This window comes from Actinotalea sp. JY-7876, assembly GCF_014042015.1.
Lineage (GTDB): Bacteria > Actinomycetota > Actinomycetes > Actinomycetales > Cellulomonadaceae > Actinotalea.
Genome location: NZ_CP059493.1, coordinates 2,528,796 through 2,550,515, shown reverse-complemented (window position 1 = coordinate 2,550,515; position 21,720 = coordinate 2,528,796). Strand labels below are relative to the sequence as shown.

15 protein-coding genes are annotated in these 21,720 nt (G+C 74.9%); 6 read left to right on the top strand and 9 right to left on the bottom strand.

What is annotated here, in order from left to right; all coding sequences use genetic code 11:
* Positions 1 to 42: 42 nt before the first annotated feature.
* Together H2O74_RS11825 and H2O74_RS11820 are read left to right on the top strand one after the other, a co-directional pair.
* Entirely contained in the window at positions 43 to 2,682 is a 2,640-nt protein-coding gene (locus H2O74_RS11825; protein WP_182111770.1) for a SpoIID/LytB domain-containing protein, read from the top strand.
* A gap of 142 nt (positions 2,683 to 2,824) precedes the next feature.
* A complete protein-coding gene (locus H2O74_RS11820; protein ID WP_182111769.1) occupies positions 2,825 to 5,089 on the top strand; it encodes a DUF2142 domain-containing protein in 2,265 nt (754 codons plus the stop codon).
* Here H2O74_RS11820 and H2O74_RS11815 read toward each other — a convergent pair.
* The 7 genes from H2O74_RS11815 to H2O74_RS11785 are packed head-to-tail and all read right to left on the bottom strand — an operon-like array spanning position 5,080 to position 11,278.
* On the bottom strand, positions 5,080 to 5,472 hold the full coding sequence (locus H2O74_RS11815; protein WP_182111768.1) for a DUF2304 domain-containing protein: 393 nt from the start codon (positions 5,470 to 5,472) through the stop codon (positions 5,080 to 5,082). The genes H2O74_RS11820 and H2O74_RS11815 overlap by 10 nt on opposite strands.
* Complete coding sequence (locus H2O74_RS11810) at positions 5,469 to 6,245, bottom strand: glycosyltransferase family 2 protein (protein ID WP_182111767.1); 777 nt, start codon at positions 6,243 to 6,245, stop codon at positions 5,469 to 5,471. The genes H2O74_RS11815 and H2O74_RS11810 overlap by 4 nt, the downstream gene beginning before the upstream one ends.
* A 10-nt stretch (positions 6,246 to 6,255) precedes the next feature.
* On the bottom strand, positions 6,256 to 7,785 hold the full coding sequence (locus H2O74_RS11805; protein ID WP_182111766.1) for a lipopolysaccharide biosynthesis protein: 1,530 nt from the start codon (positions 7,783 to 7,785) through the stop codon (positions 6,256 to 6,258).
* Entirely contained in the window at positions 7,782 to 8,678 is an 897-nt protein-coding gene (locus H2O74_RS11800) for a glycosyltransferase (RefSeq protein WP_182111765.1), read from the bottom strand. The genes H2O74_RS11805 and H2O74_RS11800 overlap by 4 nt, the downstream gene beginning before the upstream one ends.
* On the bottom strand, positions 8,675 to 9,688 hold the full coding sequence (locus H2O74_RS11795) for a glycosyltransferase family 2 protein (RefSeq protein WP_182111764.1): 1,014 nt from the start codon (positions 9,686 to 9,688) through the stop codon (positions 8,675 to 8,677). The genes H2O74_RS11800 and H2O74_RS11795 overlap by 4 nt, the downstream gene beginning before the upstream one ends.
* Positions 9,685 to 10,668, bottom strand: coding sequence for a glycosyltransferase family 2 protein (locus H2O74_RS11790; protein WP_182111763.1), 984 nt, complete (start codon positions 10,666 to 10,668; stop codon positions 9,685 to 9,687). Before H2O74_RS11790 ends, H2O74_RS11795 begins: the two co-directional genes overlap by 4 nt.
* Entirely contained in the window at positions 10,661 to 11,278 is a 618-nt protein-coding gene (locus H2O74_RS11785; protein ID WP_182111762.1) for a dTDP-4-dehydrorhamnose 3,5-epimerase family protein, read from the bottom strand. Before H2O74_RS11785 ends, H2O74_RS11790 begins: the two co-directional genes overlap by 8 nt.
* 200 nt (positions 11,279 to 11,478) lie before the next feature.
* On the opposite strand from H2O74_RS11785, the gene H2O74_RS11780 reads away from it, so the two are divergent.
* The 3 genes from H2O74_RS11780 (at position 11,479) to pseI (ending at position 18,249) form a co-directional block, all read left to right on the top strand.
* Entirely contained in the window at positions 11,479 to 16,248 is a 4,770-nt protein-coding gene (locus H2O74_RS11780) for a carboxypeptidase regulatory-like domain-containing protein (protein WP_182111761.1), read from the top strand.
* Between the two features lie 100 nt (positions 16,249 to 16,348).
* Positions 16,349 to 17,194: a dTDP-4-dehydrorhamnose reductase gene (gene rfbD, locus H2O74_RS11775; protein ID WP_182111760.1), complete on the top strand. Its 846-nt coding sequence runs from the start codon at positions 16,349 to 16,351 to the stop codon at positions 17,192 to 17,194.
* The gene (pseI, locus tag H2O74_RS11770; RefSeq protein WP_182111759.1) at positions 17,191 to 18,249 is read left to right on the top strand and encodes a pseudaminic acid synthase; all 1,059 of its coding nucleotides are present in this window, start codon (positions 17,191 to 17,193) and stop codon (positions 18,247 to 18,249) included. The genes rfbD and pseI overlap by 4 nt, the downstream gene beginning before the upstream one ends.
* A gap of 50 nt (positions 18,250 to 18,299) precedes the next feature.
* Here the strand turns inward: pseI and H2O74_RS11765 are convergent, their stop codons facing one another.
* The gene (locus tag H2O74_RS11765) at positions 18,300 to 19,895 is read right to left on the bottom strand and encodes a bifunctional UDP-2,4-diacetamido-2,4,6-trideoxy-beta-L-altropyranose hydrolase/GNAT family N-acetyltransferase (protein WP_182111758.1); all 1,596 of its coding nucleotides are present in this window, start codon (positions 19,893 to 19,895) and stop codon (positions 18,300 to 18,302) included.
* Positions 19,892 to 20,656, bottom strand: a complete 765-nt coding sequence (locus tag H2O74_RS11760; RefSeq protein WP_255491590.1) for a cytidylyltransferase domain-containing protein — start codon at positions 20,654 to 20,656, stop codon at positions 19,892 to 19,894. Before H2O74_RS11760 ends, H2O74_RS11765 begins: the two co-directional genes overlap by 4 nt.
* Before the next feature lie 80 nt (positions 20,657 to 20,736).
* Here H2O74_RS11760 and pseB point away from each other — a divergent pair, with 80 nt between their 5' ends.
* On the top strand, positions 20,737 to 21,720 hold the full coding sequence (gene pseB / locus H2O74_RS11755) for a UDP-N-acetylglucosamine 4,6-dehydratase (inverting) (protein ID WP_182111757.1): 984 nt from the start codon (positions 20,737 to 20,739) through the stop codon (positions 21,718 to 21,720).

Genomic DNA, 21,720 nt, shown 5'->3' with positions numbered 1-21,720 from the left:
GAAATGACCTCCGTGCACCCTCTGCGTCGAGTCCTCGCCTCCGTGACCGCGACAGCCCTGCTGGCCGCCGGGCTCGTCGGCCTCGCCGGCGCCCCCACGGCCACGGCCGCCGAGGAGGTCTACCCCGCACCCGCCTCCGGCCAGTGGACGGTCGACGGCCGCGCCTGGGGCCACGGCCGCGGCATGTCGCAGTGGGGCGCCCAGGGTGCTGGGCTCCAGGGGCGATCGGCTGACGAGATCCTGGCCTTCTACTACCCCGGCACGACGCCGGGGACGATCGCCGGCCAGTACGTCACGGTGGCCCTCACCGCGTACACCCCGACCACGTCGGTCACGGTGTGGAGCCCGGAGAACCGCCCGATCCGGATGGGGGAGATCAACAAGGAGCAGGTCCTCCCGCCCGGCCGCTGGACCGTCACCGTCTCGGGGCAGAGCGTCACGGCGCAGCGGCGCTCGGTCCCGGGTGGCGCGGTGACCGAGACGCGCACCTACACCGGCACGCTGCGGTTCGAGTCGCAGCAGGAGTACGGCATGGTCGTCGCGGCCTCCCCGACGGCGACGAGCGGCACGTGGTACCGCGGTGACCTGCGGGTGGTGCCGACGAGCGGCGTCGGCTTCAACCTCACGAACTCGCTGCCCATGGACGACTACCTCAAGAGCGTCGTCCCGCGCGAGTCGCCCTCGAGCTGGGCACCGGCGGCGCTGCAGGCGCAGTCCGTCGCGGCGCGCTCGTACGCCTGGTACAAGGTCATGAACGGCAGCGCGCTGTGCGACACGACCGCGTGCCAGGTGTACTCGGGACGCGGTGCGGCCAACGCCGCGGGGTCGCTGACCACGTCCTACGAGGCCGCGTCGACGAACGCGGCCATCGCCGCCACGGCCGGGCGCATCCAGACCTACGGCGGCAAGGTCGCGTTCACGGAGTTCTCCTCGTCCAACGGCGGATGGACGACGGCGAGCACGCTGCCGTACCAGGTCTCCAAGGCCGATCCCTGGTCGGGCACCGCGCCCGGGGACGACAAGACCCGGTGGTCCGGCACGCTGAGCGTCTCGCGCGTCGCGCAGTCCTGCCCGTCCGGCGGCACCCTGCGCAACCTCGTCGTCGTGAGCCGCACCGGCTCGGGGGAGCTGGGCGGCCGGGTGACGAGGGCGCGGGTCGAGTGCAGCACGGGCAACGCCACGATCAACAGCCCGTCGTTCGGCCTCCTGTCCAGCTGGTGGCGGCCGCGGTCCACGACGCCCACGCTGGAGGGCGTCGGCGTCTCCGCGACGACGATCGACCACGGATCCCAGATGAGCATCGGGGCGACCGCGAGCACCGCCCTCACGTGGACGCTCTCGGTCGTGGACCGCAGCAGCCGCCGCACCGTCCTGACGACCACGGGCACCGCCGCCGCGGGACAGCGCTTCAACGCGACCTGGTTCGGCACCTACGCCCCGCGCCCCGCGGGTGAGCCGGCCTACGTCGGACCGGGGACCTACGACCTCACCCTCACCGGGACGGACGCGGCCGGCGCCACCACGGCGCCGTTCCGCACGACGGTGACCGTGCGCCGTCCGGCGGACCCGCCCCCGGTCGCCGCGGTGCCGCTCGTCGCGAACGCGGGCTACGTGCCCGTGACGCCGACGCGGCTCGTGGACACGAGGACGACGGTGCAGTCGCTCGGTGCCGGCCAGCGCGCCGACGTCACCGTGCTCGGCCGGGCAGGCGTCCCGACGTCGGGTGTGACGGCCGTCGTGCTCAACGTCACCGCCGTCGGGGCCGTCACGGACACGCACCTGCGCATCTGGCCCGCGGGACTCCCGATGCCCGGGGCCTCCGTGCTCAACACGGACGCCCGCCGGACGCAGGCCAGCATGGTCACGGTCGGCGTGGGCGGCGACGGCAAGATCAGCATCTTCAACGCCGCCGGGACCACGCACTACCTGGTCGACGTGCTCGGCTACTACACGACCGACCTGGGCGGCTCCGCGCGGTTCACCCCCGTCGACCCGGTGCGAGCCTTCGACTCGCGGTCGGGCGCACCGCTGACCGACGGCGCCACCCGCGTGGTGGACGTGGCGACGGTGCTCGGCGTGCCCGCGTCCTCGCTGGGCGCCGTGACCGTCAACGTGACCTCGACCCGCGCGTCGGGCAACGGCTACGTCGTCGCGTACGGCTCGGGCGCGCTGCCCGCGACCTCGACGGTCAACCTCGCCCCCGGCGCCGACGTCGCCAACCGCGCGGTCGTGCCGGTCGTCGACGGCAAGATCTCGCTGACGCTCAAGGGGGCGGGGGCGCACGCCGTCGTCGACGTCGTGGGGTGGTACGCGCAGCCCGGCGTGGTGACCGGCACGCTGTTCACCCCCATCCAGCCCTCGCGGCTGCTGGACACGCGCTCGGGCGCGCCCTTCGGCCCCCGCGAGGTGCGGTCCGTCCTCGTGACCGGGGGCCAGGTCCCCGCGAACGCCAAGGCCGTGGCCGGCACCCTCACCGCGGTGAACCAGAGCGCGCCGGTCACGCACGCGCGGCTGTGGCCCGCAGGACTCCCGCTGACGCCGACGTCGGACGTCAACAGCGGCAGCGGCAGGACCCAGGCCAACGCCGTCGTCGTCCCGGTCGGTGCGGGGGGGCGCGTGAGCCTCTACAACGACCAGGGCACCTCGCACCTGATCCTCGACGCGGTCGGCTACTTCCACTGACGCGGCCGGGCTCCGGGCGCCCAGGACGCCCGCCCGGATAGCGGGCCGGGGGGTCGCCGTCGCCTAGGCTTGCCCTGCCCTGCCCTGCCCTGCCCGCGGACGCGGTCGCGCGACCGCCCCCGCCCCAGGTGAGAGGACCTTGATGGCGCACGAGCGCTCTGACGTTGCCACCGACCTCGGCGCCCCGGACCGCACGACACCGCGCGTGCCGGCGCCGGGTGACCCCGCGGAGCAGGCGGTGGCGACCTCGGGGCGCCGTCGGCGGACGGCGGCGGTGGCGATCCTCGTGGCGTTCGTCGCGCTGGTCGTCGCGCTCCTGGCGCTGCCCGGCGGCAAGGTCGTCGGCGACACCACGACGAACATCACGACCACGACGGTCCTGCCCGAGCTCGAGCCGGGCGAGCCGCTGGTCCAGCCCTTCGTCGCGACGGAGGACCGGCTCGCGGCGGTCTACGTCACCTTCGGCACCTACTTCGGCTCGGCGCAGTGCGACCTGGAGATCTCGCTGCACGAGCGCGAGCCGGGCGCCGAGCCCGGGACGGGGCCGCAGGTCGCGGAGCGGGACTGGGCGTGCTCCGACCTCGCCGACAGCGGCCGGTTGCAGGTGCTGGAGTTCGCACCGCTCGAGGACTCGCAGGGGGAGACGTTCGACCTCGTCGTCGAGCGGGTGGACGACGGCGCAGGTCAGGGCGCGGTCGTGTGGGCCGGCGCGCCGGACGGCGAGGCGCTGCCCGTGATCGTGGACGGGGTGGAGGACGAGACGCTGAGCGCGGCCGTGCGGCCCGAGTACGACCCGCAGCCGCACCAGTGGGACCACATCGGCAGGACCCTCGAGCGGCTCGCGGCGTACGGGCCGGCGTGGGGGAGCGCCGGCGTCTTCGCCGGGCTCGTCGTGCTCCTCGGCGCCCTGGTCTCCCTCGGCCCCCTGGCCCTGCGCTCGACGCGGACGCTGGTCGTCCTGGTGGCCCTGCTCGCGGTGGTGCGGGGCCTGATCTGGTCGGCGGCGGTGCCGGCGCTCGAGGGCATGGACGAGCCGGCGCACTTCGCCTACGTCCAGCACCTCGCCGAGGAGGGCGAGTTCCCGGGCCACGTCGAGAACCGGGAGATCTTCAGCGAGCGCCTGCACGGCACGATCGAGGCGCTCAACGTCGAGTCGACCACGCCGGGCGACCGGCCCGACTACTCGCCGGGCGGCGAGGAGCGCACGCTCGAGGAGGTCGAGGACCTCTCGCCGACGGGCGGTGGCGGCGGCCCCGGGAGCATGTACGCGCCCTTCTACTACCTGCCCGGCGTGCCGCTGTACGAGGCGGGCGGCGACGACATCCTCAGCCAGATCGCGCTCGTCCGGCTCTGGAGCGTGCTGCTCGGTGCCGCGGCGGCGGTGCTGCTGGTGCTCATCGGTCGGCGGCTCTTCCCCGCCAGCGGCGCCGCGCAGGGCGCCTTCGCGGTGGCCGGCGTCATGCAGCCGATGGTGGCCCACCAGTTCGCGATCGTGAACAACGACGGGTGGGTCGTGACAGCCGGCTTCGCCGCGCTGCTCGTGGGGCTGGAGCTGGCCGCCCGCGGGCGAGCACCGCGGCTCGCGCTGCTCGCCGGGGTCGTCATCGGCGCTGCCCTGCTCGGCAAGCCGTTCGCGATCGCGTGCGCCGTCCCGCTCGGGGTCGGCTGGCTCGTCGGCAAGGTCCGCTTCCGCGAGCGCTCGCTGCGGGTCCTCGCCGGGGAGGCGGGCCTCGTCGTGCTCGGCTTCCTGCTGACCTACGGGCTCTGGACGCTCAACGCCGCGCGCCTGGAGCTCAACACCTCCGAGGTACCCGAGCAGCGCGCGACCGGGCAGACCGTTCGGGACTTCCTCCTCACGAACTTCGGGGGCGGGCAGCAGGCGCTGCGCACGGTGTGGGCCAACCAGCTGTGGGGCAACTTCGGCTGGGTCCGGATCCCGCTCCCGACGGCGGTGCAGTCGGTGATCTTCTGGGGGCTGGTGCTCCTCGCACTCGGCCTCGCGGCGTGGGCCGTGGTCGCGCTGGTGACACTGCTGCGAGGGTGGCGGGCGCGGGCGGCGGGCGCCCGACCGGGCGCGGGCGACGGGCCCCGGACCGCTGCGGTCCCGGGCGGCCCGCTGCCCGTCGACGTGCGGCTCCTGATGGTCACGGTGACGATCGTCGGGATCGTGGCGACCCTGTACGCGGCGGCGTGGGTCTACTACGCGTCCACCGGGCAGCACGACCTCCTGCAGGGGCGCTACGCGCTGCTGGCCGTCCCCGCGTTCCTCGCCGCCCCGGCGCTGCTCGCGGAGCGCTTCGGGCGCGGTCGCCTCCCGGCCCCGGCGGTCATGATCGCGATCGCGGCGGGGATGGTGGGGCTCAACCTGCTGGGCCTGCTCCTGGTGCTCGAGGCGTTCTACGGCTGAGGCGGGGCCGCCGGCCCGGGCTCCCCGGACGAGGCACGGACGGCGGCGAGGCCCTCCTCGACGTCGCGGCGGAGCAGTGCGATCTCCTCGGCGAGGGTCCGCGTCTCCTCCTCGAGCTGGGAGATCTCGACGCTGAACTGCACGCAGACGATGAGCAGGATGAGGCCGCTCACGAGGAACAGCAGGTTCACGGGAGTCTGCACGCCGAGGAAGCGCGCCAGGTGCCCCAGCACGTCGGGGAAGGCGCCGAGCACCACGACGGCGAACGCGAGCGTGATCCACGCGGCCGCGTACTTCTCGCGGATCCGGCGCGAGCGCATGAGGAAGACGATCGCGCCGACGGTGACCAGCGAGGCCACGAGGGCAGTGGTGTAGCCGTTCACGGGTTCTCCTCCGCGGCGACGCGGGCGTGGGTGAGGCGGCTCGTGGGCCGGGTCAGCGCGATCAGCAGGGCGAGCAGCGCCCGGAGCAGGAAGACCGCGGCCTTGATCGGGCCGTGCGACGGCGTGCCGCCCTGGCGGGCCCGCATCGCGACCGGCACCTGGCGGACCACCAGGCCGGCGCGCGCCGCGATGACGAGGGACTCGACGGTGTCGCCGAGGTACTCCGCGGGGTACTCGGCGGCGAAGAGCGGGAGCGCGCGGGGGCCGGCGAGCTTGAAGCCGGACGTCGTGTCCGTCAGCCGGGTCCGGGTGACCCGCGACAGGACGACCGACAGCACGTGCATCGCGGCACGGCGCGGGCCCCGCGCGGTGTACGTGCCCGCCCCGGCGAAGCGCGCACCGATGACGACGTCGGCGTGCTCGGCGCGCGCGGTGCGCAGCAGGTCCGGGATGGCGGCAGGGTCGTGCTGGCCGTCCGCGTCGAGCTGCACGACGGCGTCGTAGCCCCTGCGGTAGGCGTACTTGAACCCGGCCCGCATGGCGCCCCCGACGCCGAGGTTGATGGGCAGGTCGAGGACCGCGGCGCCGTGCGCCCGCGCCGCCTCGACCGTGCGGTCGCGCGACCCGTCGCTGACGACGAGCACGTCGAGGCCGGCCAGCCCCGGCTCGGCGGCACGGACGGCGTCGATCTCCGCGAGCACGCCCGGGAGCGAGTCCTCTTCGTTCCAGGCCGGGATGACGACGAGCAGGCGGTGGAGCGGGTCGGGCGGCACGGGCTGCAGACTACCGTGGGGCCGTACCGGGGGACCGGCGCCTCGACGCCGCGAGGGCGGTGGCTCCGGCCGCCGCGCCGATCACCACGAGCAGGCCCAGGACGGCCCAGCGCCCGTCGACGGCGGTGCTCACCCACCACGACGCCGCACCGGCCACGACGAGGACGGCACCGGAGACCAGCCACGTCGAACGGGCGGGCGCCGCCGACGGGCCCCCGGACATCAGGGCGCCGGCACCGCGGCGCAGGACCACCATGGCCGCGACGGCGGCGAGCACGCCGGCCGCCGCCAGGCCCAGGAGGCCGAAGGTCATGGCGAGAGCCCAGCCGGCCGCGATCTTGACCACGGCGTACACGGCGTAGGAGCGCGACTCGAGGCCGGGCCTCCCGGCGGCCCGCACGAGGATCGCGCGGACGGATGTGACCAGCGTCAGCAGGAAGCCCGCCGCGAGGAGCGCGGTCACCTCGGTGACGTCGACGAGCTCGGGCCCGAGCCAGGCGGCCGCGGCGAACGGGAGCACCGCGAGCACCACGGCGCCGAAGGGCAGCGCGAGGGCGAACCACGCGCGCTCGGCGTCGGCCGCCGCGCGCGGAAGCCCGGCGGGGTCGGCACCCGCCTGGACGCTGAGCCGGGTGAAGAGGGGCGTGAGCAGGACGGACGGCGCGAGGCAGACGGCCGCGGTGAGCGGCGCCGCGGCCGACATGCTGGCCAGGGCCGCGGTCGGCAGCAGGATCCCGGCCAGGACCACGTCGAGCTCGCGCTGGGCGACGAAGCCCAGGGCGCTCGCCTGGTTGCGCCACGCGTAGGCCCACAGGTCGCTCGTCTCGGCGCGGTCCGTGGGTCGGCGGACGTCGTGACGCAGGTGGTGCCGGCACAGCCACAGGCCCAGGAGGACGGCGACGACGGCGTCCGCGTAGGAGGCGAGCAGCAGCCCGGGCAGGCCGTGGTCGCCCAGCAGCGCCACGGCGATGCCGAGCGCCAGCACGGCACGCGCCCCGATGCTCAGCCCGGCGACGGCGAGGAACCGGCTGTGCGCTGCGAGGTAGCTGCTCAGGGCCAGGGCGAGCAGCTGCAGCACGGCCAGGGTCCCGGCGTGGCGGAACAGCAGCCGCGCCTGGTCCCGCACGTCGGGCGGGAAGTCGACGACGGCGAGCACGCCGTCCGCGATCAGGGGCCCGGCGAGCGTGACCAGGACGAGGAGGGCGCCGAGCATGAGCAGGACCGATGCCGTGATCCGGCCGCCGAGGGCGCTGTCGCCGCGGCCGAGGGCCACGCCGTGGTACCGCTGCATGATGCCGACGACGCCCAGGTCGGCCGTGAGGAGCAGGTTGATCGTGGTCATCATCAGCGCCCACGCCGCGAAGGAGCCCTCACCGAGGGACGCCAGCACGAGCGGGGTCGCGGCCAGCTGGACCCCCAGCGGCGCCATCCGGGAGACCCCGGCGAGCAGGGCGTCGCGCCGGTAGCTGCCGGCTCCCGCGGGCGAGGGCGCCGCAGCACCCTCCGGCACGGGATCCGGGCCGGGGCCGGACGCGCTCACGCCGCGCCCCCGGGCCGCTGCGCCGGGTCCGTGCGGCCCGCCCAGCCGTCCGCGAGGCCGTGCGCCATGGCACGCAGCCGCGCGGCGCGCGGTGGCTCGAACAGCAGGACGGTCAGGGCGACGTACCCGAGGAGCGCGAGGGACGTGGCGACCCACACGGGCTCGCGCCGCCAGTTCTCCCGCGCGAGCACCACGGCGTTGCGCGCGGCCCAGTACAGCCGCCACGTCGGGTGCTGCGTCGAGCGCAGGCGCAGCGGTCCCCAGCCGCGCCAGCGCGTCTCGCCCAGGCTGTGCGGCAGCGGGACGGTCCGGTCCTGCACCACGCGGAAGCCCGCGCGCCGCACGCGCAGGCAGAAGTCCTGGTCGATCGCGTCCACGAAGAAGTCCTCGCGGAACGGTCCGACCGCGTCGAGCACCGTGCGGCGCACGAGCATGCCGGACGTGATCGCGACGACCAGGTCCGCCAGCTCGGGGCGTCGGGCCGCACGGGGGTCCAGGTACCGGCCCGCGCCGGCGTCCCAGGGCACCGGCGTGGCGACCCCGATGGCGGGCTCGCGCTCGAGGTGCCGCGCCAGGGCGGCCACCGCGCCCGCGGGCAGGGCGGAGTCCTGGTCGAGCAGCAGCAGCGCCCAGGCGTCTCGGCTCAGGCCGGACCCGAGGTTGAGCGCGCCGGCGAGCCCGAGGTTGCGGCCGCTGCGCTCGACCTGGACGCCGGCGATGTCGCCGATCCGGTCCTGCGCCCCGGGCTCGCCCGTGGGCGTGTTGTCGACGACGAGCACGCGGTCGCACTGGTCCGCGGCGCTGCGCACGACCTCCGCGAGGCGCTCGTCGGGCCGGAAGGCGGTCACCACGGCGACCACCACCCGCTGCGGGTCGACGGCGCCGGTGCTCACACCCACCTCCGCACGAGCCGCCACCACAGCGCCAGCGCGGCCTCGGCCGGGGCCGCGGCGGGCGGCAGCGGCATCTGGGAGGAGTCGAACGTGACGGTCATCAGGTGGACGAGGTCGCGGTCGGGCACGGTCCGGGACGACTGGACCAGGCGGCGGCGTCGGGCGACGGTGCGGGGGTGGGTCACCAGCCAGCGCCAGCCCCGCAGCTTCTGCCGCCCCCAGCCCTGGGCGACCGCGACCGCCAGCAGCGCCACCTCGAACGCGAGCAGCGGCAGGGCGAGCAGCGCCAGAGTGCGCGCGCCGTAGGCGGTGAGCACGAAGAGCAGGCGGTTGCGCTCGAGGAGGTACATCTTGAGCGGCGACCTGCCGAAGTCGTAGTGGTGCGCGGCGCGAGCCTGGGGCACGTACCGGACCGTGCGCCCGTGCTGCCACGTGCGCCAGCTCAGCTCGAGGTCCTCCATGTAGGCGAAGAACTCGGGCGGGAACCCGCCGAGCTCCTCCCACAGCGACCGGTCGACCGCGAGGCACGCGCCGCTCGCGGACGCCACCGGCCGGGGGACCGCGTGCTGCTCGACCGGGTCACCGAGCCCGCCCGCCCAGCACAGGCCGAGGACGTGCAGCGGGTTGCCGGCCGAGTTCACCACGTCGGGCCGGTCCGCGAGGACGACGCACGCCCCCGCGATGCCCACCCCGGGCTCGGCGAGCGCCTCCAGCAGCGCGGCGATCGCGTCGGGCGCGACGACGGCGTCGCTGTTGACGAGCACGAGCGGGCCGGCCGGCGCGTGCCGGGCGGCGTGGTTCATGCCGCCCGTGAACCCGAGGTTGCGCTCGGGGGTCAGCACGCGCAGGCGCGGGTCGGTCGGCAGGGTGCGCACGGCGTCGGACGTGCAGCCGTTGTCGACGAGGAGGACCTCGAGCTCGACGCCCTGCGACGCGAGCACCGCGGCGACGGCGTCGTGCAGGTACTCCTCGGCGCCGTACGCCAGCATCAGGACCGTGGCCCGGGTCATGCGGCCCCGCTCCTCGCGCGGGCGGTGTCTGCGAGGCGACCGCCGCGACCGCGCACGCCGTGCCACAGGCCGCGCGCCAGCAGCCGTGCGCGTCGCGCGCGCGGCGGCACCGCCAGCACGTAGAAGACCGCGTACTTGGTGATCCAGGCGGCATACCCCCAGCGCCACCACGCCGACAGGAGCCCGGAACGGATCAGGAGCACGGTGTTGCGCGCCATGTAGTAGTTCCGCGCGGGCGAGTGGATGTGCACGTCGCGCTCGCGACCCGGGATCCGCTGGGTGCGGTCGCCGAGGGAGTGGGCGAGCGCGGCGCCGACGACGCCGTAGAGCCCGTACCCGGCCGCGCGGGCGCGCAGGCCCCACTCGAGGTCGATGTGGTCGATGAACCAGCCCTCGTTCATCGGTCCGACGTGGTCCAGGACCTCGATCGGCACGAGGCAGCCGGACGCGATGAGGAAGGTCGCCTCGACGAGGGCGCCGTCCGCGTCCGGGACCGTCGCCCGGCGCGGGCCCCAGCGGTGGTCGGAGAAGAGGAGCGCGGCACCCGTGTTGCGCTCGTCCATCGTCACCGGGCCGACGGCGGCGACGGGCTTCCCGCGGCCGGCGGCGGCGCGCTCGCGGGCGTCGGCCAGTCCACCGAGCAGCCGCGCGACCATGTCCGGGGCCGGCAGCGAGTCCTGGTCGGAGAGGAGCACGGCGCGGGCGCCGTGCTCGCGCGCCCACGCGACGCCGGCGTTCTGGGCCGCGGCGATGCCGTTGTTGCTCCCCGTCGCGAGGAGCGTCGCACCGCACGCGTCGGCGGCCGCGCGCAGCGCGGACACGGTCGCGGCGGGGCTGCCGTCGTCGACCACGACGAGGCGGTCCACCTGCGGGGCCAGCGCGGCGAGCAGCGCGGACGTCAGCCCGACCTCCGGCCGGAACGTGACGACGACGGCGACGACGCCCGTCGAGCCGTCCGCCCCGCCGCCCGTCTCAACCACGCAGGGTCGCGAGGTAGGCGTCCACGTCCTCCTGGGTCGGGAGCAGGCCCTGCTCGCGGGCCTGCGCCAGCGACGGCGCGACGGCGTCCTTGTCGGAGAGCTGCGGCTCGATCGGGCTGCCGTCGCGGGCCGTCGTCGGCCAGTCGATGCCGACCTCGGGGTCGAGCGGGTGGATGCCGTGCTCGCGGCCCGGCGAGTAGCCGGCCGAGCAGAGGTACAGGACGGTCGAGTCGTCCTCGAGCGACATGAACGCGTGACCGAGGCCCTCGGGGAGGTAGATCGCCCGGCGGTCGACGTCGTCCAGCAGCACGGCGTCCCACGTGCCGAAGGTGGGGGAGCCCACCCGGATGTCGACCACGACGTCCAGCACGGCGCCCTTGGCGCACGTGACGTACTTCGCCTGGCCGGGGGGCACGTCGGCGAAGTGGATCCCGCGCACGACGCCCGCGGCCGAGACCGAGAGGTTGGCCTGCTGGAGGTCGAACGCGTGCCCGGCGGCGTCCGCGAACGGCGCGGCCTTGAACCACTCGAGGAAGACGCCCCGGGGGTCACCGAACTGACGGGGCGTGATCTCCCAGGCGCCGGGGACGGACAGTTCGCGGTACTCCACGGAGCTTCTCCTCGTTCTGCTGGGGACGACGGTCCAGGGTAGCGGCCAGGGGCGGTGCGACCATCCGGGTGAACTTGACCGGGCGCCGCCCGCGGGGCCGGGCGCCAGGTCCCGAACGTCCCGTTCTGGTACCCCTCGTACCCCCTACCGTCGCTCCGATGCCGGTGGTCACCGGTGAGCGCGCAGGCTCGAGGAGTCCCATGTCGCACCACACCCGTACCACCCGGTCACGAGGCGCCGGTCTCAGGCTGCGCGTCCGCAGCGTCGCGGTCCTCGCGATCGCGGCCCTCACCGCCGCCGGCTTCGCACCCATGGCGGCGGCCGCCGACGAGCCGACACCGACCGGCTCCATCTCGGGCCGCATCACGGTGCCGGCCGGTGTGACGGCCGAGGTGTTCGAGGGCATGTCCGTCAACGCCTGGGACCCGCACGGGTTCGGCGCCTCCTTCGGTGCGAGGGTCGGTCTCGACGGCAGGTACACGATCGCGGAGGTACCTCCGGGGAGCTACCAGGTCCAGGTCGACGCCCCGGATGCGAGCGACCTGATCGACGAGTACTACGGCGCCACGACCAGCGACATGGGCGCCGTCCCGGTCACGGTGACGACCGGGTCCGTGTCCGGGATCGACGTCGCCCTGGACCAGGGCGGCTCGGCGTCGGGGACGGTCACGGTGCCGGCCGGCACCGACCCCGCTGTGGTGCGTGTGAGCGTGACCAGCGTGGTGCCCGGGATCTGGCGTTCCGTCAACGTCCGCCCGGACGGCACCTGGAGTGCCCACGGCCTGGTGCCGGGGGACTACCACCTGCTGTTCGAGGCCTACGGCACGTCTCTCATGAACGAGTACTACCCGGACGCGGCGACGTCGCTGGACGCGACACCCGTGACGGTCGCCGCCGGCGAGACGACCCGTGCCCTGGACGTCCGCCTCGACGTGGGCGGCTCCATCTCCGGCACGGTTCAGGTTCCCGCCGGCGCCGACGTGAGCCGAGTGATGGCCACCGCGAGTGGTGCGGCGGGCCAGGGGCGCTCTACGCAGGTCGCCGCCGACGGCACGTTCCGGATCGACGGGCTGCGCACCGGCTCCTACGCCGTGCAGTTCGACGCCTACGGGACGGAGCTCATGCCGGAGTACTACGACGACGCGGCGACGCGCGAGACCGCCGAACTCGTGGCGGTCGTCGAGGGTCAGGCGAGCACGGGCGTCGACGCGGTGCTCGCGACCGGTGGGGTCATCACCGGTTCCGTCACGGTTCCCTCCGGCGTCGACCCGGTGTCCGTGTACGTCGGCGTCATGCCGATCGGTGGCGGTCAGCCTCGCGGGGCGCAGGTGGGCGCGGACGGTACCTACCGCGTGGCGGGCCTCCGGACGGGCGACCACCAGGTCACCTTCTCCGCGTACGACTCCGACCTCGTCACCGTCGTCCTGGGCGGTGCGGGTGTCGGCGGTGACCCCGTGAGCGTCGTCGAGGGCGAGGTGCTGTCAGGTGTGGACGCGACCCTCGTGCGAGGAGGCGCGATCACCGGCCGCGTCACGGTCCCCCAGGGGCACTCGGTGCGCGACGTGTCCGTCTGGGCGTCCGCGGACACGGGCGGTGGTGGCCCCAGTGCAGCGGTGAATGCCGACGGCACGTACCGCCTCGGCGGTCTGGCCGCGGGGAGCTACCGCGTGTCGTTCAGCGCGAACACGGGCAACCTCGTCGGCGAGTACTACAAGGACGCGTACGACGACATGACGGCGACGAAGGTCGAGGTCGTGCTGGGCGGCACGGCGACCGGGGTGGATGCCTCGCTCGAGGCCGGCGCGTCGATCGAGGGTGTCGTGCGCGGCACCGACGGTCCGCTCGCCGGGGTGAGCGTCTCGGCGCAGCCCGTCGGGGGCGGCATGGGCGGGGGTACGACCACCGACGCCCAGGGCCGGTACACGATCCGGGGTCTTCGTGCCGCCGACTACACGGTCTCGTTCTACCCCTCGGGGGACTCCCCGTACGTCTTCGAGTACTACGACGACGCGGCGTCGACGGGCGCCGCCAAGGCGGTCCGGGTGACGGCGGGAGCAGCCGTCCGTGGTGTCGACGCGACCCTCGCCCTCGGCGGCGTGGTGACCGGCCTCGTCACCGGGCCGGAGGGCGCGCCCTTGCGCGGGGCCATGGTCTCGCTCCAGTCGCTCGAGGACGACGGCATCTGGGGTGGCTCGGCGACCACCGCGGCCGACGGGCGCTACACGGTGCCGCGCGTCCCGGCGGGCCAGTACCGCGTCAGGGTCGACCCCGGCGCGGACTCGGACGCCGTGCCCGGCTGGTGGGGCGGCGTCGGCACGCCGTCCACGCTCACCGTGTCGGCCGGCCAGACGAGGGCCGGCATCGACGTCCGGCTGCCGCTCGGCGGGACCGTCTCCGGGACCGTGAGGGCGTTCGACGGGTCGCCCGTGGCCGGCGCCGAGGTCTATCTCGACAGCGACGACGGTGGCGGCGAGGGCGCCTTCGCGGTCACGGCGGCGGACGGCACCTACGTCGCACGGGGTGTCCCGGCGGGGAGCTTCACGGCGTGGGTCTGGCCCGGGCGCGACGACCTCGCCCCGCGGTACTGGAGGGACAAGGCGTCGGCCGCCGATGCCGACCGGATCGAGATCGCGCTCGGCACCTCCCGCGCCGGCATCGACTTCACGCTGCCGCCCGCCGGTGCCGTCAGCGGCACCGTCGTCGTGCCCGCCGGGTATGAGACCTACTGCGTCAGCGTCATGCCCGTGAAGGGCAGCGACGGCGGCGCGGACTGCTACGACGCGGGGGAGCCCTATACAGTCGGCGGGCTCGCCAGCGGGACGTACGTGATCGGTGCCACGGCGTACGACGCCGAGACCTCGCGGTCGACGATCACCCTGTACCGGCCGGCGACCGCCCGCCGCTCGTCGGCGACACCGGTGGCGGTCACGGCGCCGGCCACCGTGTCCGGCATGGAGCTCGACCTCAGGTCGGCCACCGTTCGAGGTGATGTGGAGCCAGCCCTGACGATCACCTCGTCACCCGCGACGCCGGTGCCCGGCAGGCCCACGACGGTCACGCTCACCGCCGCCGGCACCGCGGGGGTGCCGACGGGTGTCGTCGAGCTCACGGACCGGAACGGGTTCGTCACCGACGCCGTGCTGTCGGGCGGGAAGGCGACGTTCACCTACACGTTCGCCAGTGCCGACGCCTGGCTGGACGTCTCGTACAGCGGCGACGCGACCTACCGGATGGGTGGCGGCTACCTGGAGGCAGGTGGGGCGGTGCCCGCGGCGGCCACCACCACCACCCTGACGTCGTCGGCGCCGTCGACGACGGTGGGCACGCCGGTGACGGTGACGGCCACGGTGCGCTCGGCGGCGGGGACGCCTGCCGGTGACGTCGTCTTCGAGGGCCCGGGTGGCGAGCTCGGCCGGGTGCCGCTCGCGGCCGGCAAGGCGTCGCTGCCCCTCACCGAGCTGCCCGTGGGGCAGCACCTCATCACGGCGCGCTACGTCGGCACCGCGGAGCACGCGGCGTCGAGCGGGCAGGTCACGCAGACGGTCACCGCGCCGGTGCCACCGTCGATCAGCCGGGTCGAGCCGCCGAGCGGCAGCCTCCTGGGCGGCACGGCCGTGACGATCGTCGGTGCCGGGTTCACCGGCGCGACGAGCGTCATGTTCGGCGACACGGCCGCCACGAACGTCGTCGTGACGTCTGCGACGACGATCACCGCGACGAGCCCGGCGGGAGCGGTCGGGACCGTCCCGGTCTCCGTGGCCACCCCGGTGGGCACGACGACCGGCACGACCGCGGGCTCGTTCACGTACGTGGACTACGTCGCGCAGACACCCGCGCGGGCGCTGTCCAACGGTGCCGTGACGCCCAACCTGGTCCGCTGCCTGAAGGTGGGCGGCACCAACGGCGTGCCGGCGGAGGCCACGGGAGCGATCATGAACGTGACGGCGGTGCGGCCCAACGGGCCCGGGTACGTCGTGGTCTACCCCGACACCGCGGGCAACGGGAAGACGCCCGCCCCGAGCGGCTCGACGGTCAACTTCGAGCCCGGTGCCGACGTGGCGAACTCCGCGTTCGTCGCCCTGCCGGCCAACGGCCAGGTCTGCTACCAGACGCGGGGCGCGGCGAACGTCGGCGTGATCCTCGACGTCACGGGGTACACGCTGCCCAGCTCGGGCATCGTGACGCAGGCGTCGCAGCGGCTCGTCGACACGCGCGCCGGTGGCTACCGCGTGGGTGACATCGCCGGTCCCGTCGCCCCGCGCCAGGTCCAGACCGTCAAGGTCCGGGGCGAGGCCGGCGTGCCGGCCGACGCCACGGCGGTGGTCCTCAACGTCACGGTCACCGGCCCGACGACCGGGGGCAACCTGCGGGTCTTCCCGGCCGGCCAGCGGGTCCCGAACACGTCCGTGGTGAACTTCGCCGCCGGGCAGGACAAGGCCAACGGCACGATCGTCAGCCTCCCGAGCTCGGGGGAGATCTCGTTCTACTCCGACTCGCCGGTCGGAGTCGGCGCGAGCCCCGTGCAGGTCATCATCGACGTCGTCGGCTACGTGAAGGCGGAGACGTCCTTCACGGGTGTCGCGCCGGAGCGGATCCTGGACACGCGGCCGGGGGCGGCCCACGTCGGGCCGATCGCCGGCGCGCTGACCGCCCGGAAGGTCTACTCCGTGCCGGTGGCGGGCGTGGGGCCCGTGCCGCGGGACGCGACGGCCGTCGTCCTGAACGTCACGGCCATCCGGCCGAGCGCGAACGGGAACCTGCGCGTGTACCCGGACAGCAACGGCAACGGCACGACGCCGCCGCCCAACGCGTCGGCGATCAACTACGTGCCGGGGCGGGACATCCCCAACCAGGTGGTCGTGGCGCTCCCCGCCGACGGGAAGGTCAACTTCTACTCCGACATGGGCGCCGGCACGGTGAACCTCGCCGTCGACGTCGTCGGGTACGTCACGGGGGACGCCCAGGAGTGAGACCGGCCCGCCCCTCCCGGCCTGCCCGGGAGGGGCGGGCCGCCGCCCCGACTACTCTGACCGTCGAGGACGGCTGGACGGTCGAGGCGAGGGAGACGCAGTGCGCTGGTTGGTGGCGGGTGCCCGGGGGATGCTCGGGCAGGACCTGGTGAAGCAGCTCGAGGCGCGTGGGGAGGACGTCCTCGCCTTCGACCGCGCGGAGCTCGACATCACCGACCCGGTCGCGACCCACGAGGGCGTCGCGGGGGTCGACGTCGTCGTGAACTGCGCCGCCTGGACCGCCGTGGACGACGCCGAGAGCGCGGAGGCCGGAGCATTCGCGGTCAACGCCGTCGGGCCCGCCTCGCTCGCGCGGGCGGCCGCCGCCCACGGCGCGCGCCTGGTCCAGATCTCGACCGACTACGTCTTCGACGGCGTCGCGACCGAGCCCTACGCCGAGGACGCCCCCATCGCGCCGCGCTCCGCCTACGGCCGGACGAAGGCCGCGGGCGAGTGGGCGGTGCGGGCGGAGGCGCCCGACCACCTCATCGTCCGCACGGCGTGGCTCTACGGCGCCGGGGGGAGCTGCTTCCCGAAGACGATCGCGCGCGTCGCGCGCGAGCGCGGGGGGCTCGACGTCATCACCGACCAGGTCGGCCAGCCGACGTGGACCGCCGACCTCGCGGACCTCGTCCTGCGGCTCGTCGACGCCGGGGCGCCGGCGGGCACGTACCACGGCACGTCGTCGGGGCAGACGTCCTGGCACGGCTTCGCCCAGGCCGTCGTCGGCGCCGCGGGCCTCGACCCGGCGATCGTCGCGCCGACCACGAGCGAGGGCTACGTGCGCCCCGCACCCCGCCCGGCGTACTCGGTCCTCGGCCACGACGCCCTGCGCGCGATCGGCGTCGAGCCGATCGGCGAGTGGTCGCAGCGGTGGACCGCCGCGGCGTCGGAGGTCCTCGCGTGAGCGCGTCGCGGACCGTGCGGATCGGTGAGCACGTGGTCGGTGAGGAGCACCGGCCGTTCGTGGTGGCGGAGATGTCGGGGAACCACAACGGTGACCTGGGTCGCGCGTTGGCGATCGTGGACGCGATCGCGCAGAGCGGCGCGCAGGCGGTGAAGCTGCAGACGTACACGGCGGACACGATCACGATCGACGCGGACGGTCCGGCGTTCCGGGTCTCGAGCGGCCACGAGCTGTGGGGCGGGAAGAACCTGTACCAGCTCTACACCGAGGCGCACACGCCGTGGGAGTGGCACGCGCCGATCTTCGAGCGGGCGCGTGAGCACGGCCTGGTGGCGTTCTCGAGCCCGTTCGACGACACGGCCGTGGACCTGCTGGAGGAGCTGGGTGCGCCGGTCTACAAGATCGCCTCGCTCGAGATCGCGGACCTGGCCCTGCTGCGGCGGGTGGCGCGGACGGGGAAGCCGGTGATCATCTCCACGGGTGCTGCGACGGTGACCGACGTCGACACGGCGGTGCGCACCATTCGTGCGGAGGGCAACGACCAGGTGGTGGTGCTGGCGTGCACGTCGTCGTACCCGGCGTCGCCGAGCGAGTCGAACCTGCGCTCGATCCCGGTGATCCGGGACACGTTCGACGTGGTGGTGGGGCTCTCGGACCACACGGCGGGCATCGGCGCGGCGGTCGCGGCGGTGGCGCTGGGTGCGGTGCTGGTCGAGAAGCACGTGACGCTCGCGCGGGCCGACGGCGGTGTCGACTCGGACTTCTCGCTGGAGCCGCACGAGCTCGCGGCGCTGGTCACCGAGACGGAGCGGGGCTGGCAGGCGCTGGGTCGGGTGCAGCTCGAGCCGACCGCGGGGGAGGCGGAGAGCCGGCGGCTGCGCCGTTCGCTGTACGTGGTGCGCGACGTGCGCGCCGGTGAGGTGGTGACGCCGGAGAACGTGCGGTCGATCCGGCCCGCGGGCGGGCTGGAGCCCGTGCACCTGGACACGGTCCTGGGCCGCAGGTTCACGCGGGACGCGGCGCGCGGCACGGCCCTGACCTGGGACCTCGTCTGAGCGCTGGGCGCCTCGTCTGAGCGGCGCCGGCCCCCGCCGGGCCGGCGGCCTCAGGTCGGCGGGGCGGCGGCCGGCGGCCGCTGCACGTAGGCGTCGACGTCGTCGTCGGCCAGCTCGGGCGCGGGGGCGTAGCCGGCGGAGCGGAAGAGCCGGGCCGAGGCGTGGTTGTCCGGGCGCACGTGGGCGAGCACGGCGGGGCGGGGCCCGACGAGCTCACGCCACGCGCGCTCGCCCGCCGCCAGCACGTGCCGGCCCAGTCCACGACCGCGAGCGGCCGGCGCGAGCGCGATCGAGACCTCCCACAGCTCCGCCCCGGTGCCGGCGGTCCCGTGCTCGGTGCGGTCGAAGCGGACGGTGCCGACCGGCCGGCCGGCGGCCTCGGCGACCAGGAGGACCCGGCCCGGGTCGGCCAGCACGCGCGCGAGCCAGGCCAGGTGGTCCGCTCGCTCGACCGGCGCGGTGCTGCGCGACGCCCGGCGCGTCAGCGGGTCGTTCCGCCAGGCGAGGAGCAGGTCGCCGTCGCCGGGTGTCGCCGGGCGTGCCTCGACGCGGGGGACGGCCGCTCGTGCACGGTCCCACGCCGCGACGATCCTGGCGGCGCCCCCGCCGTCGACGCTCGCGCGCGCGACGTCGGCGACACGTCGGCGCACCCCGGGCTCGCCCAGCGCGGTGCGCAGGGCCTCGCGCGCGGCGGGGGCCGCGCTGCGCACGTCGTCCGCGGAGCCGAGCCCGAGCGCGATGCCGGCCTCGACGGCGCGCCGGTAGCCCTCGTGCTGGTTGGCCGTGATCGCGACCGCGGCGGTGGCGACGCCGACGCACGCGAGCTCGACCACCGTGGTGCCCGCGGCGCTGACCACCAGGTCGTAGGCCGCGGCGAGGGCCGGCAGGTCGTCCTGGGGACCTCGAAGGTCCACCTCGACGCCCGGGCCCGCGTCCGTCGCGGGCCGGAGCCGCGTCGCCGCGGCCCGCACGTCCGCGTGGCGCTCGGGGGGCGCGACGACGGTCAGGCGGCCCAGGGGTGCGCCGTCGGCGACGACCGCGGCGAGCAGCGCGACGACGGCGGCCGCGACCCCGGCGGCGTCGGTCCCGCCCATGACCACCAGCACCGCGGGGCCCTCCGGTCGAAGGTCCCGCGTGAGGTCCTCGCGTTCCGCCCGGGCGCGGCGGACCGAGTGGCGCAGGGGTGCGTAGCGCACCCCGAGCAGCGCCTCGCCGGGTCCCGCGTCCCCGGTCGTCGCAGTCTCGGCGCCGAGGGTCGGGTCGACCACGACGTCGGCGGCGCGTCGGCCGTAGGTCCCGTCCTGGATGGAGGACAGCACGAGGCCGGCCCGGTGGAGCGGCTCGAGGAGCGCGCTCGACACCCCGTAGTGGTCGACGTGCACGACGTCGGCGTCGAGCTCGAGCGCGAGGGCGGCCAGGTCCGCCCCCTCGGCGCCGGCCGCGGCGGGCTCGGGCACGGGCGGCGGCGGGACCAGGGGCACGCCCGCGTCCGCCACGAGGCGCCGGCCGAGCGGCACGTCGACGGTCCCGACGAGGGTCGTGCTCCAGCCGTGCTCGCGCGCGGCCTCGGCCAGCGCGAGGCAGCGCACGAGGTGCCCGACGCCGCCCGAGGCGCTCGCGTCGCAGCGCAGGAGGACGTGGCTCATCCCTCGTGGAGCCGCTTCTGCACGACCCCGGCGTTGAGCGCCGTGAGCTCGGGTGCGGCGCGCAGCGCGGCGACGAGGTCGCGCCAGGCGGGCGGGCGGTCGCCGAGCGCGGTGACCAGGGCACGCAGCAGCTCGGCGTCCTGCGGTGTGTCGAGCGTGACGCGCAGGTCGTGCGCGTCCGGGCTCACGACCAGGCCCAGGGCGCGGCACCGGCCGGGCTCGTCGTAGAGCCAGGACGTCACGTGCACGCGGTGGTGCTCGCGCGCGTTGGCGTCGGCCAGCGCGAGACCGCGGGCGGAGACCAGCTCCACGTCGAGGCCGCGCGGCAGGGTCCGCACGAGGGTGGTCGCGACGTAGTCGAGGTCCGGGGTGGCGCGCCACGCCGCGACCACCTGGGTGATGAGGGCGGGGTCCAGCAGCGGGCAGTCGGCCGTGAGGCGCACGACCGCGTCGGCGTGCGTCGCGGCACGGGCCTGCACGAAGCGGTCGAGCACGTCGAGCTCGCTGCCGCGCACGACGTCGACCCCCAGCCGGGCGGCCGCCGCCGCGACGGCGTCGTCGCCCGCCGCGGTGGACGTGGCCACCACGACCTGGTCCACACCCGTGGCCGTCCGTGCGGCCCGGACCACCCAGTCCAGGACCGGCCGACCGGCCAGCGGCAGCAGGACCTTGCCGGGCAGCCGGGTCGAGCCGGTGCGGGCCTGGACGACGGCCACGACGCGGGGCGCGGGCACGGAGGCGACGGTGGTCGGGGTCTGCACCGTGCCATGATGCTCTACCGGGACCGCTGGGTCCCACGCGTCCAGGTGGATGCGTCGCTGACCCACGTGGAGACCTGCGGATGTCCTTGCTCAACGGTTCGTCGATCTTCGTGACGGGTGGGACGGGGTCGTTCGGCAAGGCGTTCTTGCGTGAGGTGCTGGATCATCACGACCCGCGGCGGGTGGTGGTGTTCAGCCGTGACGAGCTCAAGCAGTACGAGGTGCGGGCGCAGTTCGGTGACGACCCTCGGCTGCGGTGGTTCATCGGGGACATCCGTGACCGGCACCGGTTGGAGCGGGCGATGCACGGGGTGGACTACGTGGTCCACGCGGCGGCGCTGAAGCAGGTCGACACGGCGGAGTACAACCCGTTCGAGTTCGTGCAGACCAACGTCAACGGGTCGCAGAACGTGATCGACGCGGCGATCGACTCGGGTGTGAAGAAGGTCGTGGCGCTGTCGACGGACAAGGCGTCCAGCCCGATCAACCTGTACGGGGCGACGAAGCTGTGCGCGGACCGGATGTTCGTCTCGGGCAACCACTACGCGGCGGCGCACGAGACGCGGTTCTCGGTGGTGCGGTACGGGAACGTGATGGGTTCGCGGGGGTCGGTGATCCCGGTGTTCCGGCGGTTGGCGGCCGAGGGGGCCTCGATCCCGATCACCGACATGCGGATGACGCGGTTCTGGATCACGTTGCCGGACGCGGTGAAGTTCGTGCTGGACTCGTTCGAGCTGATGACCGGCGGTGAGCTGTACGTGCCGCGGATCCCGTCGATGAAGGTCACGGACCTGGCGCAGGCGGTCGCGCCGGGTTCGCCGATGCACGAGATCGGGATCCGGCCGGGGGAGAAGCTCCACGAGGAGATGATCGCCCCGGACGACTCGCGTCGTACGGTGCGCCTGGGGGACCGGTACGTGGTGATGCCCTACGTCAGCGGCTGGGGCTACCAGGCGCCCGCGGACGGGGAGCCGGTCCCGGACGGGTGGACCTACCGGTCGGACACCAACGACCTGTGGCTGGAGCCGGACGAGCTGCGCGACATGGTCGCGCGGTTCGCCTGA

Bases quoted from the DNA above. Each gene is read 5' to 3' on its own strand.
- H2O74_RS11820 (WP_182111769.1), top strand. From the start codon at position 2,825: ATGGCGCACGAGCGCTCTGACGTTGCCACCGACCTCGGCGCCCCGGAC.
- H2O74_RS11795 (WP_182111764.1), bottom strand. From the start codon at position 9,688: ATGACCCGGGCCACGGTCCTGATGCTGGCGTACGGCGCCGAGGAGTAC.
- H2O74_RS11780 (WP_182111761.1), top strand. From the start codon at position 11,479: ATGTCGCACCACACCCGTACCACCCGGTCACGAGGCGCCGGTCTCAGG.
- H2O74_RS11765 (WP_182111758.1), bottom strand. From the start codon at position 19,895: ATGAGCCACGTCCTCCTGCGCTGCGACGCGAGCGCCTCGGGCGGCGTC.
- pseB (WP_182111757.1), top strand. From the start codon at position 20,737: ATGTCCTTGCTCAACGGTTCGTCGATCTTCGTGACGGGTGGGACGGGG.